The following is a 17,425-nucleotide window of genomic DNA, read 5'->3' as shown; positions in this document are numbered from 1 at the left end:
TGGTCGCTCCTCGGGGTCGTGGCACGACCCCGACGGTGTGGGGTCGCACGTTCCGACCATAGCCAGTCGGTGGGCGGCTCACCGCCGGGTCGAAACCGGAACGTCCGGGTATCGCAGCGCGGTGAGGCCCGCCTCGGCGGCGGCCTGCACGTTCTCCGGCCGATCATCGACGAAGGTGACCCGGTCGGCAGGCGCGCCGAGCCGGTGCAGCAGCGCCGCGAAGATCGCCGGATCGGGTTTGGTCAACGCCAGCCGGCAGCTGAACAGCCGGTGGTGGAACACCGCCGCCCAGTCGGCCGAGTCGATCGCCGTGGCGATGGACTCGGGGGCGTTGGACAGCAGCGCCAAGCCGTGTCCGTCGGCGGCAAGGCCGGTGACGAGTTCGACGGTACGCGGATTCAGCTGCGACCAGCTGGCGATGTCGGCCCGGTCCAGTTCGGCCACCAGCGGATCGTCGGCGGACAGCGGCCGACCGACCACGTGGCTCCAGTAGCGCTCGGCCGGCCAGCCGGCGTCGTAGGCGTCCCGGTGCCGCCAGTACCCCTCGTCGAAGGTGGCCTGCGGCAGCCCGGCCAGCTCGGCCATGGCGGCTACCGCGCCCGGCGGCTGCGGCAGCGAGATGACCTGGCCGTAGTCGAAGACCAACCAGTCCCGGACGGCACCGCTGGGCCCGCCGGTCACGACGCACCGTCCGCGCGCAGCGGGTAGATCTGGGCCTGCGCGGAGTCCGCCAGGGACCGGAGCACCGCGAGCACCTTGTCGGCGGGCATCGGCTTGAAGAAGTGGTAGCCCTGCGCGGCGGCGCAGCCGAGGGCGGCCAGGGTGGCCCGCTGGTCGGCAGTCTCCACGCCCTCGGCGACCACCCGCAGGCCCATCTCCCGGCCCAGCCGGACGGTGTGCCGCACGATGGCGGCATCGCGTGGCGAGTCGGCCATCCGGACCACGAAGGACCGGTCGACCTTCAGCTCGTCGACGGTGACCCGGGTCAGGAAGGCCAGCGAGGAGAACCCGGTGCCGAAGTCGTCGACGGCGAGCTGGACGCCCATCTCCCGGAGGCTGGCCAGCACCTCGTCGATGATCTCCAGCTCGCTCATCACCACCGTCTCGGTGATCTCCAGCACCAACCGGTGGGCCGGGACCTGGTGGCGGCGCAGCAGCTCGCCGATCTCGGCTGGCAGCTGCGGGTCGAGCAGGCTCCGGGCCGAGATGTTGACCGAGATCGGTACGTCGATGCCGTGTGCCGCCCACTCGGCGGCGGCCGACAACGCCCGGTCGACGACGTACCGGGTGAACGGGGCGAGCAGTTCACTGCCCTCGACCGCTCTGACGAAGTGGACCGGGGTGAGCCGGCCGCGCCGCGGATGCCGCCACCGGATCAGCGCCTCCACCCCGGTCGGCCCGCCGGTGGCGAGGTCGACCGCCGGTTGCAGGGCCAGTTCGAGCTGGTCGTCGACGTCCAGCGCGGCGCGCAGTTCGGCCAGCAGCGCAAGCTGATCAGTGTTGGCGGCGTCCTTCGCGCTGTCGTAGCCGGCGACGCTGCCGCCGATCGCCTTCGCATGGCTCATCGCGATGTTCGCCCGACGAAGCAGTTCATTCATGTCGGCGGTGCCGGCACCGGCGACCACTACGCCGAGTGCGCCTTCGACCGACATCCGCACACCGGCGACCTCGGTCGGCTCGGCCAGCATCGCGGTGATCTCGCGGGCCCGGCGCATCGCCACCGCGGTCGGCGAGGTCCGCTCGACGCAGCCGGCGGCAGCCGGGCTCAGCGACGTCAGGAGCAGGGCGAACTCGTCGTTGCCGAGCCGGCCGAGCAGCTCGCCGGGGCGGAGCCGGTCACTGAGCCGCCGGGCGGCGGACTGCAGCAGTTCGTCACCGGCGGCGTTACCCAGGGTGTCGTTGACCTCTTTGAAGCCCTTGATGTCGAGCAGCAGCAGAGCGACCGGATGGTCGTGCTCCAGCCGGTGCAGGGCGACGTCGCCCTTGGTGAGCAGCGCCGCCCGGTTGAGCAGCTCGGTCACCGGGTCGTGCATCGACCGGTGCATGGTCCGGTCGGTGAGGTGGCGCAGTGCCCGGTCGGTGGCAGCGTCGTGCAGGGCCGCGGCGAGCGCGTCACCGAAGGCCGAGAGCGCGTTGCGGTCCCGGGACCTCGGCATGGTGCTGGCCGGCAGGTGGATCCGCAGCTCACCGACGCCGGTCCGGCCGACCGTGAGCGGGTGGACGAGCATCTGGTCGGCTGCGTCGTCCGCAGCATCGTCCGCGAGGTCCTCAGCCGCCGCCACGGGGTCGACGGGGTCGGCCGGCGGCTCCGACCGGCGCAACCCGCCGTCGGCGTCGCCGACGTAGCGCCACAGCCTGCCGTCGACCTGCCGCACGTCGATCTCGACGCGTTCGGCGCCGAACAGGGTGAGCCCGCCAGCGACCCCCGCACCGACGACCGCCGGCTCGTCGAGCTGGTTGAGCGCCCGGGTCGCCCGGGCGAACTCCTGCCAGGCCCGACGTTCGTCCTCGACCCGCAGCCGGTGTCCGTAGGTCTGCTGCAGCAGCCACAGCACCGGGGGCAGCAGCAGCAGCCAACGCGGATCGTGGCCGAGCATCCCGACCGTGGCCAGCCCGACCAGGACGTTGCCGACGAACATCAGCAGCTTGTTGCGCAGCGCGTGCAGCAGGGTGGCGACGAACGGCCGGCCGTGCCGCAGCGACAGGGCGACCGTGGCCAGGGCGGCGGTGATCAGCAGATAGACCAGCCCGCCGAGGAGCATGGCGGCGGCGAGCAGCGGGGTGAGCTGCTGGGCGTACGGGTCGGCAACCGCCCGGGCGGCGACGCCGGCCGCCGCGACGGCGACGGTCAGCGACGCGGTGACCCGGAGAATCTCCGGCACCGTACGGGGCTCGGAGAAGATCGACAGTAGGGTCCAGGCGATGCCCACGCCGACGGCGGCGGCGGCGGGCAGCCAGCCGACCGGCAGGATGTAGAGGCCGACGATGAGGGCGGCCTCGCCCCAGGTGAAGCTGACCGTGCCGGTGCCGATGCGGAACCGCAGTCGGGCGAGTTGCGCGACGCCGAGCAGTGCCGCGACGATCGCGAAACCGGCCGGGGCCGGGAGAGCCGACGCCTGCCGAGCCGGCCCGGTGAGCAGCCCGATGGCGATGGTGGCGACGGCGGCCACCAGGACGGCGACGGTGAAGACGGGCAGCCGCCACTGGCCCCCGCCGTCAGGGGCTCCGGTCGCCGCTTCGTGCGCGGTCGCAGCCGGTTCCGGCCGCGCCGACGTCACGGGTCACTCCCGGTGACCGCCGAGCCGTGGACCGGTGCCCGGCGGGGGCGGCCGACCATGGTGAGTATCCCTCGCGTCCGTTCCGTACGACCAGGGACGACAGCTGTGCGATCCATGGTCGCCCCTTTCCGCGCGCGGTCGGAGGAACTGAAGGTCCCCGGCGGAAGGCTAAGCCAAAGCCGATTCCGGCAACAGGGGCCACTGGGCCGGTTTACCGGCGGGAGCCCACTGGAGGGGAGAAAAGTCCCTGGTGAGAGCGCATGTAAGCGGTTACAAAGGGGATCCTGGACGCGAGTCGCCTTCTGTCGGATCAAGGACATTGCGTTCGCCCGGCGCCGCCCCGCCGCCCGGCGCCGCGTCGTCGAACCGCTCGGGCAGCCGACGCAGCCGGGCGTTCATGTTCCGGATCAGCAACACCGTCGCGGCGGCGAGCAGCAGGAGCAGGAACAGCCCCATCGGCCCGGCCAGACCACCGCTGCGGGTGTCCCCGAAGTTGTTCACCGCCAGGACATGGACAGCACTCAGCACGATCGGACCCCTCTGCGTCGCCGACGTCGACTACACGGTACGCCCGGCGCATCAGGATCGGCCGAGCCCCTCACGAATCCCGGCAAAAAGGTCGGATTCCGGCTTCGGACTCTCGACGAACGACCGGACCAACTCGAAATCCTCGGTCGGCCAGGCCTGCCGCTGCACCTCCATCGGCACCTGGAACCAGAAGCCGTCCGGATCGACCTGAGTGGCGTGCGCGCGCAGCGCGTCGTCGCGGACCGGGAAGTAGTCGGCGCAGTCGACCCGGGTGGTGATCCGGTCGCCCTTGTCCGGACGATCCTCCCACCGGTCCATCCACTCCTGGTACGGCGACTCCCGACCGATCGCGAGCATCCCCTCGTGCAGCGCGAGAATCCGCGCCCTGGTGAAGCTCATGCAGTAGTACAGCTTCGACGGCTGCCACGGCTCACCACCGACACCCGGGTAGCGGGCCGGGTCACCGGCCGCTTCGAACGCGGCGACGCTCACCCGGTTGCACATGATGTGGTCCGGGTGCGGATAGCCGCCGTCCTCGTCATAGGTCGTCACCACGTGCGGACGAAACTCCCGCATCAACCGCACCAACGGCCCGGCCGCCTCCTCCAGCGGCTCCAGGGCGAAACACCCATCCGGCAGCGGCGGCAGCGGGTCACCCTCGGGCAGACCCGAGTCGACGAAGCCCAGCCAGGCCTGCTCGACGCCGAGGATCGCCCGGGCGGCGTCCATCTCGGCCCGGCGGATCTCGGCAATGTTCTCCCACACGTCCGGCCGGTCGAGTTTCGGGTTCAGCACACTGCCCCGCTCCCCGCCGGTGCAGGTCACCACCAGCACCTGGGCACCTTCCGCGACGTACCGGGCCATCGTCGCGGCACCCTTGCTGGACTCGTCGTCAGGATGGGCGTGCACCGCCATCAGACGCAGTTGCTCAGCCAACGAAAACGCTCCCTCATCCCGTGCCTGACATCCCCTGCCGGCGGCGTCCGGGCCCGGCTGCGACAATGGGCCCGTCGACCATTCTCGCCGACCCCACCGACACGTCCGCCAAGGAGTTCCGTCCCGGGTGACCGACACGTCCGCCACAACCGCACCGACCGCCGCCATGTTCCCACCCGGGCGGTACGGACGACGACGCGCGCCCCGAACGCGCCGGCCGTGGCTCGTCGCGCTGCTCACGGCGGTAGCGGTGCTGGTCGGGACGGCGATCGCCGGCCGGCTCTACACGCTCTACGGCGACCCGCTGCACCAGCCCGAGGTGATCACCTACACCGAGGCCACCGAGGACGGGATCACCATCGACTTCGCCGTCACGGTGCCCCCCGGCGGTGCGACGACCTGCCTGGTCAGGGCCCGGTCGCGGGACGGGGCGGAGGTGGGCCGGTCCGAGGTGACCATCCGGGCCGAACCGGGCGAACGACACGTCCGCACCACGTACCGGCTGGCCACCGAACGAGTCGCGTTCCTGGGCGAGGTGCCACGCTGCCGACCCGCCGGCTGACCAGCCGAGCGTGACCCTCGCCACACCCGCCGAGGCGGGTGGCGACCCGGCGGTCGGCACCCGGGCCGTTGCAACCCCGGCACCTCGGTGCGGATCGCTGGTACGTTGGTAGTTCGACCTCGACCGCCCGCAAGCCCACAAGGAGATCGTCTGTGTCCACGACCGACCGCGAGGCGCCCACCACCTGGCTGTCCCAGGACGCTTACGACCGGCTCCAGGCCGAGCTCAACGAGCTGATCGCCGGACGGACGGCGATGGCCGCCGAGATCAATGCCCGTCGGGAGGAAGGCGACCTGCGGGAGAACGGCGGGTACCATGCTGCCCGCGAGGAGCAGGGCAAGCAGGAGGCCAGGATCCGCTACCTGCAGGAGCTGCTGCGTACCGCCAAGGTCGGCGAGGCACCAGACGCGGACAGCGTCGCGCCCGGCACGGTCGTCACGATCCACTTTGATGACGATCCCGCCGACACCGAGACCTTCCTGCTCGGCTCCCGGGAGATCTCCTCGACGACCGAGCTGACCGTCTACAGCCCGGAGTCCGCGCTCGGTCAGGCCATTCTGGGCAGCCGGCAGGGTCAGACGGTGACCTACACCGCGCCGAGCGGCGCGGACATCAAGGTCACTGTCGACAAGTTCGAGCCCTTCGCCGGCTGAGTTGCGGCCGCCGCAGCGGCAGCGGGTCAGTAACCGAGGATGGGTCAGTCAGCGGCGGCGAACGCCACCTGGTAGCCGCGATCACGGAGCACCTCGACCAGCTCGGTCGAGTGCTCTGGGCCGCGGGTCTCCACCGACAGGCCGACCTGGACCTCACCCAACCGCAGGTGCGGGTTGCGCCGCTGATGATCGACGTCGACCACGTTCGCCCGCTGCTCGGCGATCAGTGCCAGCAGCGCGGCCAGCTCGCCAGGCCGGTCGCCGCACCGTACGGTGAATCGCAGATACCGGCCGGCGGCGGCCAGGCCGTACTCGATCACCCGCAACAGCAGCAACGGGTCGATGTTGCCGCCGGAGAGCACCGCGACCGTCGGGGTGGCCGGCCGCACCGCGCCGGACAACAGCGCTGCCACCGCGGCCGAGCCGGCCGGTTCGACCACCTGCTTGCCCCGCTCCAGCAACATCAGCAGCGCCCGCGACAGGTCCTCCTCGGAGACCGTCACGATCTCGTCGACCAACTTGCTGACGTGCGCGAACGTCAGGTCACCGGGGCGTCCCACGGCGATACCGTCGGCGATCGTACGGTAGTCGGCCAACCGCACCGGGGCACCGGCGGCCAGCGACGGTGGGTACGCGGCCGCGCTGTCCGCCTGCACGCCGATCACCCGTACGTCCGGGCGCAGTGCCTTGACCGCTACCGCGATCCCGGAGATCAACCCGCCGCCACCCACCGAAGTGACGATGGTGGTGACCTCCGGGCACTGCTCCAGGATCTCCAGCGCCACGGTGCCCTGACCGGCGATGACGTCCGGATGGTCGAACGGGTGGATGAGCACCGCACCGGTCCGGTCGGCGAACTCCCGGGCTGCGTCCAGCGCCTCGTCCACGGTGGTGCCGGCGAACTCGACCTCGGCACCGTACCCTCTGGTCGCGGCGACCTTCGGCAGCGGCGCGCCGGTCGGCATGAACACCGTCGCGCCGATGTCCAGCAGTCCGGCGGCGAGTGCCACGCCCTGGGCGTGGTTGCCGGCGCTGGCCGCGACCACCCCGCGCCGCCGCTGCCGCTCAGTCAGCCGGGAGATTCGCAGGTACGCGCCCCGCACCTTGTAGGAGCCGGCCCGCTGCAGGTTCTCGCACTTCAACCAGACCGGCCCGCCGAGCAGGGCGGTCAACGGGCGGGACGGCTCCAGCGGAGTCACCCGTACCACGTCCGCCAGGACGTCCCGGGCGGCGAGGACGGCCGGCAGTCCGACCAGTTCCGTCATATCGGGCTGTCCGCTCTCGGCCACGACGGGGCGTGGCGGGGCCACGATGCCATAATCTCCAGCTGGCCGGCCACGGCGAGCAGCAACAGCTCCGAGCCGGGCGGCCCGACCAGCTGGATCCCGACCGGCAGGCCGTCCGGGCGCAGCCCGGCCGGCGCCACCAACGCGGGCAGTCCGGCCATGTTCCACGGCGCGGCGTACGGGGCGTACCGAACACAGCTCCACATGTTCGCCGCCCACGACCGGCGCGCCCAGCCGGTCGCGGCCGGCGGGGTGCCGGCCAGTGCCGGCGTCAGCAGCACGTCGGCTCGCTGGTCGGTGAAGAACCCGGTCATCCGGTCCCGCCAGGCGGTCCGGTCGGCCTCCCGCACGTACCCGCGCCGTTGTGCCCACCGGCCGAGCGCGACGTGCCGACGGGTCCGTGGCTGCAGGTCCCGGCCACCGGCCCGGCCGGCGGCGGCGTCCTCGGCCGCGGCGGCGAACCAGGTGGACAGTCCCCGCAGTCCCAGCGAGGCCGGATAGTGCAGCTCGGTGCCGCTCACATCGTGGCCGGCCTCGGTGAGCCGCCGCGACGTCGCCGCCACCGCGTCCCGGTTGGCCGCGTCGGCCCGCAGCCCCGCCACCGGCGAGGTGAGCGAGACCGCCACCCGCAGCCGGCCCGGCTGGACCAGCTTCTCCGGTCGCCGGCCGGCGAGCACCGCGAAGCCGGTGGCGGCGTCCGCCACGCAGGTCGTCAGGATGCCGTGCTCGGTGAGGCCGAACCAGTCCTCAGTGCCGAGCTGTCGCGGAACCACGTCGCGGCCGGGTTTGAGCCCGAGCAGGCCGCAGCAGGCGGCCGGGATCCGGATCGAGCCGAATCCGTCGTTGCCGTGCGCGATCGGCACCATGCCGCTGGCCACCGCCGCCGCCGCGCCGCCCGACGAACCGCCCGGGGTGCGTGACAGCTGCCAGGGGTTGCGGCTGGTCGCTGTGGCGTCGTCGGTGGTCGCCCAGAGCCCGAGCTCCGGCATCCGGGTCACCCCGACGACGACCGCGCCGGCACCGCGCATCCGGCGGACGATCTCGTGGTCGTGTTCGGCGACCGGGGTCCGCGCGGCGGCCGATCCGCGCCAGGTCGGCAGCCCGGCGACCGGGGTGTTCTCCTTGATCGCCACCGGCACCCCGGCCAGCGGCAGGTTCGCCAGGTCCTCCTGCTCGTCGACCTTCTCCGCTTCGACGATGGCCTCGCCGCCACGGACCGCGCGGAAGGCGGACAGCTCCGGGTCGGCCCGGGCGATGTGGTCGAGATGATCGGCAACGACCCGGGTCGCCGAGGTGTCACCCCGGCGTACGGCCCGGGCGATCTGCCGGGCGGTGGTCCCGACCCAGGTCGGTACGATGTCGTGCACGGCACCTCCAGGCAGCCGGTACGCGGTTCGCGTCGCTGTGCGGACCCGTCGCCGGACCCGCCCGGGTGTCGGGCCGGCCCGCAGTGGGCCCGCCCGTCGGATCTCGCCGACGGATCCTCAGCCGAGCGCCTGATCCAGGTCGGCCAGCAGGTCGTCCACGGTTTCGATTCCGACAGACAGTCGCACGAGATCGCCGGGGACTTCAAGAGGCGAGCCGGCGGCGCTCGCGTGGGTCATCCGTCCAGGATGTTCGATCAACGATTCGACCCCGCCGAGCGATTCGGCGAGGACGAACAGTCGGGCCCGGTTGCAGATCCGCACCGCTTCCGCCGCCCCACCGGCCACCCGGAACGAGACCATCCCACCGAACCGGCGCATCTGCTTGGCCGCCGTCTCGTGGCCGGGGTGGTCGCGGTGTCCGGGGTAGAGCACCTGGCGTACCGCCGGGTGCTGGTCGAGGAATTCGACGACCCGTTCGGCGTTGTCGCAGTGCCGCTCCATCCGTACGCCCAGGGTCTTGATTCCGCGCAGGGTGAGCCAGGCGTCGAAGGGTCCGTTGACCGCGCCCATGGCATTCTGGTGGAAGGCCAGCTCGGCGGCGAGTTCCGGATCGTCGGCGACCAGCGCGCCACCGACCACGTCGGAGTGTCCACCGAGATATTTGGTGGTGGAGTGGACCACCACGTCGGCGCCGAGCGCCAGCGGCTGCTGCAGGTACGGCGAGGCGAAGGTGTTGTCCACCACGAGCCGCGCCGCGACGTCGCGGGCCAGGGCGGCCAGCCCGGCGATGTCGGCGATGCCGAGCAGCGGGTTCGTCGGGGTTTCCGCCCAGATCATCCGGGTACGGCCGGGTTGTACCGCAGCCCGGACCGCGTCGACGTCGGAGATCCGCGCGGCGGTCCAGGCCAGTCCCCAGCGTTCGGCGACCTTGGCGAACAGACGGAACGTGCCGCCGTACGCGTCGTCCGGGATGATCACGTGGTCGCCGGGCCGGCAGACGGTACGCAGCAGCGTGTCCTCAGCCGCCAGACCGCTGGCGAAGGCGAGCCCGGTCCGGCCCCCCTCGATCGCGGCCAGGCATTCCTGCAGCGCGTCCCGGGTCGGGTTGGCCGACCGGCTGTACTCGTAGCCCGACCGGGGCACACCCACCTCGTCCTGAGCGTACGTGCTGGTCTGGTAGATCGGCGGCACGACCGCCCCGGTCCGGGCCTCCGGCTCCTGCCCGGCGTGGATGGCGACCGTGTCGAACCCGTATGTCATGGCACGAGGCTAGGCCATCGCTCCGAGCGCCACCGCCGGTGGGACGGATGCCCACCCGACCTGCGGGTACCCCGGCGGGAACGAGCCGGCCCCCGCCGGTGTTGTCCGAGAGGCCACGAACGAGAGGAGTCGCACGGTGTTCCTGCGACCGATGAAAGCGAATCTGCCCGAACCTGGGCAGGCCCTGCCCGGCCGGGACCGGCCGATACCGGTGGCGGACCGGCACGCGGTGCTCGGTACGCCGCTGACCGGCCCGTGGCCGGCCGGTACCCGGGTGGCGGTCTTCGGGATGGGCTGCTTCTGGGGAGCCGAACGGCTGTTCTGGCGACTGCCCGGGGTCGTGTCGACCTCGGTCGGGTACGCCGGCGGCGAGACGCCGAACCCCACGTACGAGGAGGTGTGCTCCGGCGGGACGGGGCACGCCGAGGTCGTCCAGGTGGTTTACGACCCGGCCCGGATCGGCTACGCCGACCTGCTGAAGGTGTTCTGGGAGAACCACGACCCGACGCAGGGCATGCGTCAGGGCAACGACGTCGGTACGCAGTACCGGTCGACGATCTACACCACCGACGCCGAGCAGGCGACCGAGGCCGCCGATTCCCGGGCCGCATTCGCTCCGGTGGTGGCCGCGGCCGGCCGGGACGGGATCACCACGGAGATCCGGCCGCTCGGCGAGTACTACTACGCCGAGAATTACCACCAGCAGTACCTGCACAAGAACCCGGGTGGTTACTGCAACCACGGGCCGAACGGGATGACCTGCCCGGTGGGCGTCGCCCGCAGCGCCGACTGAGCCGCCGCCGACACTGACCCGCAGCCGGCCGCCGCCGATCAGGCGGCGGCCCGCTCCACCTCCCGCAGCATCAACCGCAGCGACTGACTGTGCTTGGCCGGTGGCAGACTCGCCAGCGCCGACCGGGCGTGCCGCAGCCCTTCGACGCGGTCACCCGACTTGACCAGCATCAGCCCACGGTGCAGCTCGATGTGGGTGGCGAACCGGGCCAGGCTGGCCGGCCGGGTCCGGACCGCCCACTCCTGGGCGTCGACCGCGGCCGGGTCGCCGAGGCGGGCGAGCAGCATGCTGGTGAAGATCGCCATCCGCCACTCGGGCACGGCGAAGTCGGAGATCTGCTCGGCGGAGCCGGTCTGGTCGAAGACCCGGCGGGCCTCGTCCAGGTGTGTCAATGCGCTGATCCGGTCGCCACGGACGCCGGCGACGTGCGCCTTGGCCATCAACGCGTTGAGCCGCCCGAGCGATGGTCGGTCAGTCAGCGCGAGGGCCTGATCGGCCAGGTCCTGCGCGACCGTGAGGGCAGCACCCTCGTAGCCGAGGGCCAGCGCGGCGCGGCCGCGGACCCAGACTTGCACGGTCCGGTCGCCGCTGCGATCCGCGCTGACCGCGGCAAGTCGGTACCACCGGACGGCTTCCTGCGCCATCCCGGTGGTCTTGCCGTAGACGCTGAGGAAACGGGCGGCCAGCCCCCACATCACCGGAGTGCCGAGCTGCTGTTGCAGCACGACGAGGTCACTGGCAATCCGGTCCTGCAGCTCACCGGCGCCGACCGACATGTAGTCCCGGCCGAGATTGGCGGCGCGATCCTGCCACTGTTCCTCGGCCGCCGGGTCGCCGAGCGCCGCGGTGAAGCCGCGATGGATCAACTCGGAGACGGCGGCCGGTGCCACCACCGCGGCGGCGAGCCCGGTGATCAGGCCCCGACGTTGCATATGGTCCCCCAAGACCTGCTCGTAGGCGGTCACCACGTCGGCCGTCGCTGTCCGCCGCCCCGCCTCGACGTTCGACAGGTGGCCCTTGCTGAAGTGGCTCAGCGCGGCCATTTTCGCCAAGCTGACACCAGCGGATTCCCGGGCCTTCCTCAGGGTCTCACCCGTATCGCTCATATTCCGCCTGCCCACCTGTATTGAAGACCTTCTGAAAACCCAGCCGCGCTTTTCCTGACCTTCGACTGCCCCTGACTCTATTGGCCAGAGGCCGCGGGGATGGCGCGTGGACGCGTTGGACCGAACCTCCACCGACTCGGCGTAACGGCCCGCCGACCTCGCGGCCCATCGACCAGCATGCCAGTGACAGGCCACCATGTGCACCAACGATCTGGGATCCGGTACACCATACGGCAAAGACGATGGCAGATGTCGACCGCGCTGGACAAGTCCGGGCCGACTTCATCCGATCTCCAGTGAGGTGATACCCGAGACTAAGACCTTAATCAATTATTGTCATTAACCACTCAAAGTAAGTGCAGAGTAACTATTCGTCACCGTCGGTGATGGCCGGCCCAGCCCGGCCGAGGTCCACGCCGTCGCCTCGGCCGAGCTGGTCCGCGCCGTCGCCTCGGCCGGCGGCAAAAATCGTTGCCGGCCGCCGCGCCAGCCGGCTAGCGTGGCCGTACACGGGAAAGGAGGTGGTCCAGCGTTGTATAGCTATAGGACTCGTGAGGTGGCTGCCCGCTAGCCGCTGTCCTTGACAGCTCCGATCGTCGAGACCGTGTGGCAGCGGTGCGGCGAATCCACGACAGCCACCCGACCCCCGGGGTGCCGGCCCAGTCCAGCCGGCCCGCGTCGAAGACGCGGAAGCCCCGGGGGTCGTTTCATGCCGGTAGGCTCGGCCGGATGGCGGTCACCCTGCGCTCGGCCATCCTCGACGACATCGCCCCGGTCGGTCACCTGCACCACCGGTCCCGGCTCAGCGCGTACCAGGGCATCGTGCCGGATGCCGCGCTGGAGACCTACGGCGCCGACGTCACGGCGCGGTGGTGGGTCGAGCGGTGGAGCCACGAACGCGACACGCACCGGCTCACGGTCGCCGAACATCAGGGGCGGCTGATCGGGTTCACCTACGTCGGGCCGCACGAGGACGGCGAGCCGGCCACCGCTGAGCTGTACGCGATCCACGTCGACCCCGAGCACCAGGGCTGCGGTGTCGGCCGGGCGCTGATCCGCGACGCGCTGGGCACGATGCGCGAGCGCCGGTGCCAGCGCGCGGTGCTCTGGGTGTACGCGGCCAACCACCGGGCCCGAAACTTCTACGAAGCGGGCGGCTGGCACCCGGACGGGGTCCGCCGGGACGGCTGGCTCGGGCCGGTGTCGACTCCGCAGTTGCGTTACGCGCGTGACCTCACGGTCGCCGCAGCTGAGCCGGTGACACCGACCGCCGCAGCGGGCTGACCGGCCGCGCCGCCGCAGCGGGCTGAAGCCGGGCGAGAGTACGGGACCGCTGCTGCGGGGGTTCCGTCCAGCCCCGCACTCTCGCCCGGCACTGCCCGCCCTAACCGGGGGAAAACGCCTGGCCGAAGGCGCTCAACCGGCGGAGGCGTGCCGGTTGATCGGTGTGGGCGGGCAACAGTGCGGGACCCCGGGATGCTGGCGGGCGCCCAGGGTCACCGCAGTGGTGAAGCACCATGGTCGGCTGCCCCGGTGGCGGACCGTGCCGGGGCAGCGCTTCCATGGCTCTAGTCAACCCCAGTCGCCAGCGATCAACCGGACACATTGTGCGACTATCGGCCGGACTTTCCCAGGTTTGCCAGCAGGTCCTGGCGGGTGATCACCCCACGTGGTTTGCCGTCAACCAACACCAGGGCCGCGTCGGTGCCGGCCAGCAGCGCCACCGCGTCGCGTACCGGCTGGCCACCGCCCACCATGGGCAGCGGCTGCGCCATGTGCCGCTCGATCGTGTCGTGCAGCTGCGCCTTGCCGCTGAACAGCGCGTCCAGCAGATCCCGCTCGGCGATCGACCCGGCCACCTCGCCGGTCACCACCGGCGGCTCCGCCTTGAGCACCGGCAGCTGCGAGATGCCGTACTCGCGCATGTAGTCGATCGCGTCCCGGATCGTCTCGGTCGGGTGCACGTGCACCAGCTCCGGCAGGCCGCCCGGCTTCGCCGCCAGCACGTCGCCGACCGTTGGCTCGGCCGCCTCTACCCCCAGGAACCCGTACCGGGCCATCCACTCGTCGTTGAAGATCTTCGACAGGTAGCCGCGTCCGCCGTCCGGCAGCAGCACCACAACCACGTCGTCCGGACCGGCCCGGCGGGCCACCCGCAACGCCGCCGCGACCGCCATCCCGCACGAGCCACCGACCAGCAGCCCTTCCTCCCGGGCCAGCCGCCGGGTCAACTCGAAGGACTCCTGGTCGGAGACCTCCACGATCTCGTCACAGACCGACCGGTCGTAGGTCTGCGGCCAGAAGTCCTCCCCCACCCCTTCAACCAGGTACGGCCGCCCTGACCCGCCGGAGTAGACCGAGCCCTCCGGGTCGGCGCCGACCACCCGTACCGCACCGCCGGACGCCTCCTTCAGGTAGCGGCCCACCCCGGAGATGGTCCCTCCGGTGCCCACCCCGGCGACGAAATGGGTGATTCGCCCCTCGGTCTGTGTCCACAACTCCGGCCCGGTGCCTTCGTAGTGCGACTGCGGATTCGCCGGGTTCGCGTACTGGTCCGGTTTCCACGCGCCGGGAATCTCCGCCGCCAGTCGGTCGGACACCTGGTAGTACGAGCGGGGATCCTCCGGCGCGACCGCCGTCGGACAGACGACCACCTCGGCACCGTACGCCCGGAGCACGTTCTGCTTGTCCTCGCTGACCTTGTCGGGACAGACGAAGACGCACGAATAGCCGCGCAGCTGCGCGACGAGCGCCAGGCCGACGCCGGTGTTCCCGCTGGTCGGCTCGACGATCGTGCCGCCGGGCCGGAGCAGCCCGGCCTGTTCGGCGGCCTCGACCATCCGCAGCGCGATCCGGTCCTTCACCGAGCCGCCCGGGTTGAAGTACTCGACCTTGGCCAGCACCGTCGCGGAGATCCCCGCGGTGACGTTGCGCAGCCGCACCAGCGGGGTGTCGCCGATGAGATCGACAACGCTGTCGTGGTAACGCACCTCGTTGTGCCCTTCTGCTGACGCCGGCGAGGCGCCATCGTCGGTTTGAGGTCGTCAGCCGACAACAGCCCGCTGCCGGCGGTGGAGTATGTCGCGGTCAGCCTACTGGTGCCCGGGCACCTCAGCCGACCACCTGACCGGGCACCACCGAATCGCGCCGGGCCTCCCAGTCCAGAAAGCGTTCGGTTTCGGCGAGCACGGTGCCAGCGAGCCAGGTCACCACGAGCGCGTCGTCGACGATGCCGAGCATCAGCAGCATCGCCTCCGGCACCAGGTCGAACGGGGACGCGACGTAGGCCACGGCCGCGGTCATCAACGCCAGCCGCAGGCCGCCGTCGTAGTCGCCGCGCATCGTTGCCCGGATCATCCGGGGCAGCGCCGCCAGCCGCCGCCCGAGTGAGGGACCACCGCGGGTGCCCGCGGTCAGTGCCCGCCCCAGCGCCGCGAACGCCGCCGCCCGCTTGAGTGTCCTGGCCATCGCGGCCACCTCCTCGTCACCGGGCCTGCCGGATGTATGTGTGTCCACCGGCCGCCGGCCGTGCCCCGGTCGTCGACCCGTGGTGTCCTGCCCTCCATGATGCCCGGGATCGGCAAATGTCGCCGGACACGCGTCCCCAGGCCGGTGGACCCCGGCCAGAATCGGGCTGAGCCGGACACCGCGTGCCGAGATAATCTCGAAGGACCTAGCACGACGGCAGCAGCGGATCGCAGCGGGGGGGGCGCGATGGGCACGGGTGGTACGGGGACGCGTCCGACCGACCGGACCGTGGCGACACTGGCCGTCCGGCTGGTGGCGTTCGGAGCCGGCGCCGCCGCAGCGGCCGCAGTGGCCACCGCCGGCACCCTCTACGGGCAGGCCAAGCAGGCCCGGCGGATCATCCCGCTGGCCGAGGCACCGCCGCCACGCGGCGACGGGGTGTACGGTTCCCGGCTGCCCGGACCGCCGCTGACCCTGGTGGTGCTCGGCGACTCGTCGGCCGCCGGCTACGGCGTGCACCGCCCCCGGGAGACCCCCGGCGCGCTGCTGGCCACCGGCATCTCGCGCCGGCAGCGGCGACCGGTCCGGCTGCACCGGCTGGCGGTGGTGGGTGCCCGGTCGGTCGGCCTGGTCCCGCAGGTGGAGGCGGCGCTGGAGCTGCGACCGGACCTCGCGGTCATCCTGATCGGCGGCAACGACGTCACCCACCGCACCCCGCCGGAGGTCGCGGTCGGGCACCTCGTCGACGCGGTACGGCAACTGCGCGCAGCCGGGGCCGAGGTGGTCGTCGGTACCTGCCCGGACCTGGGCGCGATCAAACCGATCAAACCGCCGCTGCGCTGGCTGGCCCGTCGGTGGAGCCGACAACTCGCCGCGGCCCAGACCGTCGCGGTGGTCGAAGCCGGCGGCTGGACGGTCTCCCTCGGCGACCTGCTCGGTCCACGGTTCGCCGCCGAACCGGGTCGGCTCTACTCCTGGGACCGGTTCCACCCCTCGGCTGAGGGGTATGCCATGGCCGCCGCCGTCCTGCTGCCGGCGGCGCTCGGCGCGCTCGGCGCCAGCACCGCGGCGCGTGCTGGCGTCGCCGGCCGGGAGAAGGTGCGGACGCTGCCCCAGGCCGCGCACGAGGCCGTCCGCCACGCCGGCACCGAGGTCCGCGGCACCCGGGTGGCCGGCCGGGAACGGGGTCCAGCCGGCCGCTGGGCCCGGCTGCGCCGTCGGCCGAGGTTCGCCGGCCGATCCTGGCAGACCGCCGCGCTCAACTGGTTGTTCGGTCCGCCGGGCGGCGATCGGGACGGCGACCACCGCAAGTCGGCCGTATCCTCCGATCAGCGGGTAGGCCTGTCCGCCGCCGGACAGCAGGACTGAGCCGTGCGCGACCGCAACCGTACCGACGGAAGGTGACCGCCGTGACGTCGAGAAACATCGCTGTACGGATAGGCCGGGTCACCGCCGCCGCGGTCACCGCCGGTGCGGTGGGCAGCGCCGCGCTGCTGGCCGGAGAGGCGCTGCTGGCCCGCCACCGCCGGTACGCCCAGCCGGAGTTGGAGCTGGCCGTACGGGTGGCGCTCGGTCCGGCCAGCGGCGCGCCACTGCGGCTGGTGCTGCTCGGCGACTCGGTGACCCTCGGAGTGGGGGTGGACCGGGTGGCCGACACGGTCGGCGGCCAGCTGGCCCGGCTGCTCGCCGAGCACGAAGGCGGTTCGGCGGTCGCCGGGCGCCGGGTCCTGCTGTCGAGCGTCGGCGTGGCCGGCTCCCGTTCACGGGACCTGGCCACCCAGGTCGCCCGAGCGCTGCTGGGCGAACGACCGGACGTGGCGGTCGTCCTGATCGGCACCAACGACGCGGCCGCGCTGCGCCGGCCCGGTGAGTCGGCGGTTCATCTCGCTGCGGCGGTACGCCGGCTCCGTAGTGCCGGGACGGAAGTGGTGGTCGGCACCTGCCCGGACCTCGGCGCCGCCCGGGCGATCGCGCCGCCGCTGCGTCAGCTCGCCGGGCTGCTCGGCCGGCGGACCGCCCGGGCCCAGGCCCTGTTTCTTCTCCACATCTCCGAGCCCACAAGACACAGCCGGTTATCTGGGGGGGGGGGTTTTTTTTTTGGGGAGGGGGGGGGGGGGGGGGGGGGGGGGGGGGGGGGGGGGGGGGGGGGGGGGGGGGGGGGGGGGGGGGGGGGGGGGGGGGGGGGGGG

16 protein-coding genes are annotated in these 17,425 nt (G+C 72.1%); 6 read left to right on the top strand and 10 right to left on the bottom strand.

What is annotated here, in order from left to right; all coding sequences use genetic code 11:
* Window positions 1–78: 78 nt before the first annotated feature.
* The 4 genes from ACXAHD_RS03540 to mca all read right to left on the bottom strand — a co-directional run bounded on the left by ACXAHD_RS03540 (window position 79) and on the right by mca (window position 4,742).
* Entirely contained in the window at window positions 79–681 is a 603-nt protein-coding gene (locus tag ACXAHD_RS03540) for an HAD family hydrolase (protein WP_281551757.1), read from the bottom strand.
* The gene (locus ACXAHD_RS03535; RefSeq protein WP_475048566.1) at window positions 678–3,278 is read right to left on the bottom strand and encodes a putative bifunctional diguanylate cyclase/phosphodiesterase; all 2,601 of its coding nucleotides are present in this window, start codon (window positions 3,276–3,278) and stop codon (window positions 678–680) included. Before ACXAHD_RS03535 ends, ACXAHD_RS03540 begins: the two co-directional genes overlap by 4 nt.
* Before the next feature lie 270 nt (window positions 3,279–3,548).
* Window positions 3,549–3,806 (bottom strand): hypothetical protein, encoded by a 258-nt coding sequence (locus ACXAHD_RS03530; RefSeq protein ID WP_281555822.1) that lies wholly within the window; start codon window positions 3,804–3,806, stop codon window positions 3,549–3,551.
* A 51-nt stretch (window positions 3,807–3,857) separates the two neighbouring features.
* The gene (gene mca, locus ACXAHD_RS03525; protein WP_281551758.1) at window positions 3,858–4,742 is read right to left on the bottom strand and encodes a mycothiol conjugate amidase Mca; all 885 of its coding nucleotides are present in this window, start codon (window positions 4,740–4,742) and stop codon (window positions 3,858–3,860) included.
* Between the two features lie 127 nt (window positions 4,743–4,869).
* Here mca and ACXAHD_RS03520 point away from each other — a divergent pair, with 127 nt between their 5' ends.
* On the top strand, window positions 4,870–5,304 hold the full coding sequence (locus tag ACXAHD_RS03520; RefSeq protein ID WP_281551759.1) for a DUF4307 domain-containing protein: 435 nt from the start codon (window positions 4,870–4,872) through the stop codon (window positions 5,302–5,304).
* Window positions 5,305–5,456: 152 nt separating this feature from the next.
* Complete coding sequence (gene greA / locus ACXAHD_RS03515; RefSeq protein WP_278173899.1) at window positions 5,457–5,957, top strand: transcription elongation factor GreA; 501 nt, start codon at window positions 5,457–5,459, stop codon at window positions 5,955–5,957.
* Between the two features lie 44 nt (window positions 5,958–6,001).
* On the opposite strand, the gene ilvA is transcribed toward greA, so the two are convergent.
* The 3 genes from ilvA to ACXAHD_RS03500 form a co-directional block, all read right to left on the bottom strand.
* A complete protein-coding gene (gene ilvA, locus ACXAHD_RS03510; protein ID WP_281567265.1) occupies window positions 6,002–7,222 on the bottom strand; it encodes a threonine ammonia-lyase in 1,221 nt (406 codons plus the stop codon).
* On the bottom strand, window positions 7,219–8,610 hold the full coding sequence (locus ACXAHD_RS03505) for an amidase (RefSeq protein ID WP_475048561.1): 1,392 nt from the start codon (window positions 8,608–8,610) through the stop codon (window positions 7,219–7,221). Before ACXAHD_RS03505 ends, ilvA begins: the two co-directional genes overlap by 4 nt.
* A gap of 117 nt (window positions 8,611–8,727) precedes the next feature.
* Window positions 8,728–9,870, bottom strand: a complete 1,143-nt coding sequence (locus ACXAHD_RS03500; protein WP_281551762.1) for a cystathionine gamma-synthase — start codon at window positions 9,868–9,870, stop codon at window positions 8,728–8,730.
* Between the two features lie 136 nt (window positions 9,871–10,006).
* Between ACXAHD_RS03500 and msrA the strand changes: the two genes are divergently transcribed.
* Window positions 10,007–10,663, top strand: coding sequence for a peptide-methionine (S)-S-oxide reductase MsrA (gene msrA, locus ACXAHD_RS03495; RefSeq protein ID WP_281551763.1), 657 nt, complete (start codon window positions 10,007–10,009; stop codon window positions 10,661–10,663).
* A 38-nt stretch (window positions 10,664–10,701) separates the two neighbouring features.
* Here msrA and ACXAHD_RS03490 read toward each other — a convergent pair whose 3' ends face one another.
* Window positions 10,702–11,769, bottom strand: a complete 1,068-nt coding sequence (locus ACXAHD_RS03490; RefSeq protein WP_281551764.1) for a helix-turn-helix domain-containing protein — start codon at window positions 11,767–11,769, stop codon at window positions 10,702–10,704.
* Between the two features lie 729 nt (window positions 11,770–12,498).
* Between ACXAHD_RS03490 and ACXAHD_RS03485 the strand changes: the two genes are divergently transcribed.
* Window positions 12,499–13,053, top strand: coding sequence for a GNAT family N-acetyltransferase (locus ACXAHD_RS03485; protein ID WP_281551765.1), 555 nt, complete (start codon window positions 12,499–12,501; stop codon window positions 13,051–13,053).
* 329 nt (window positions 13,054–13,382) lie between these two features.
* Here the strand turns inward: ACXAHD_RS03485 and ACXAHD_RS03480 are convergent, their stop codons facing one another.
* Both ACXAHD_RS03480 and ACXAHD_RS03475 read right to left on the bottom strand, forming a co-directional pair.
* A complete protein-coding gene (locus ACXAHD_RS03480; RefSeq protein ID WP_281551766.1) occupies window positions 13,383–14,759 on the bottom strand; it encodes a cystathionine beta-synthase in 1,377 nt (458 codons plus the stop codon).
* Between the two features lie 121 nt (window positions 14,760–14,880).
* Window positions 14,881–15,237 (bottom strand): YkvA family protein, encoded by a 357-nt coding sequence (locus ACXAHD_RS03475; protein WP_281551767.1) that lies wholly within the window; start codon window positions 15,235–15,237, stop codon window positions 14,881–14,883.
* A 288-nt stretch (window positions 15,238–15,525) separates the two neighbouring features.
* On the opposite strand from ACXAHD_RS03475, the gene ACXAHD_RS03470 reads away from it, so the two are divergent.
* Together ACXAHD_RS03470 and ACXAHD_RS03465 are read left to right on the top strand one after the other, a co-directional pair.
* A complete protein-coding gene (locus ACXAHD_RS03470; RefSeq protein ID WP_348650038.1) occupies window positions 15,526–16,605 on the top strand; it encodes an SGNH/GDSL hydrolase family protein in 1,080 nt (359 codons plus the stop codon).
* Between the two features lie 41 nt (window positions 16,606–16,646).
* Window positions 16,647–17,425: SGNH/GDSL hydrolase family protein (locus tag ACXAHD_RS03465; RefSeq protein WP_475048555.1), on the top strand; the 779-nt coding region annotated here is incomplete at its 3' end.

Source organism: Micromonospora sp. ABR4_055 (assembly GCF_056160425.1).
Note: the sequence above shows the minus strand (reverse complement) of the source record. Positions and strands in the feature narration are given on the sequence as shown.

What these genes read in the sequence shown, in the direction of transcription:
- ACXAHD_RS03490 (WP_281551764.1), bottom strand. Translation starts at nt 11,769, where the DNA reads ATGAGCGATACGGGTGAGACCCTGAGGAAGGCCCGGGAATCCGCTGGT.
- ACXAHD_RS03485 (WP_281551765.1), top strand. Translation starts at nt 12,499, where the DNA reads ATGGCGGTCACCCTGCGCTCGGCCATCCTCGACGACATCGCCCCGGTC.
- ACXAHD_RS03500 (WP_281551762.1), bottom strand. Translation starts at nt 9,870, where the DNA reads ATGACATACGGGTTCGACACGGTCGCCATCCACGCCGGGCAGGAGCCG.
- ilvA (WP_281567265.1), bottom strand. Translation starts at nt 7,222, where the DNA reads ATGACGGAACTGGTCGGACTGCCGGCCGTCCTCGCCGCCCGGGACGTC.
- ACXAHD_RS03475 (WP_281551767.1), bottom strand. Translation starts at nt 15,237, where the DNA reads ATGGCCAGGACACTCAAGCGGGCGGCGGCGTTCGCGGCGCTGGGGCGG.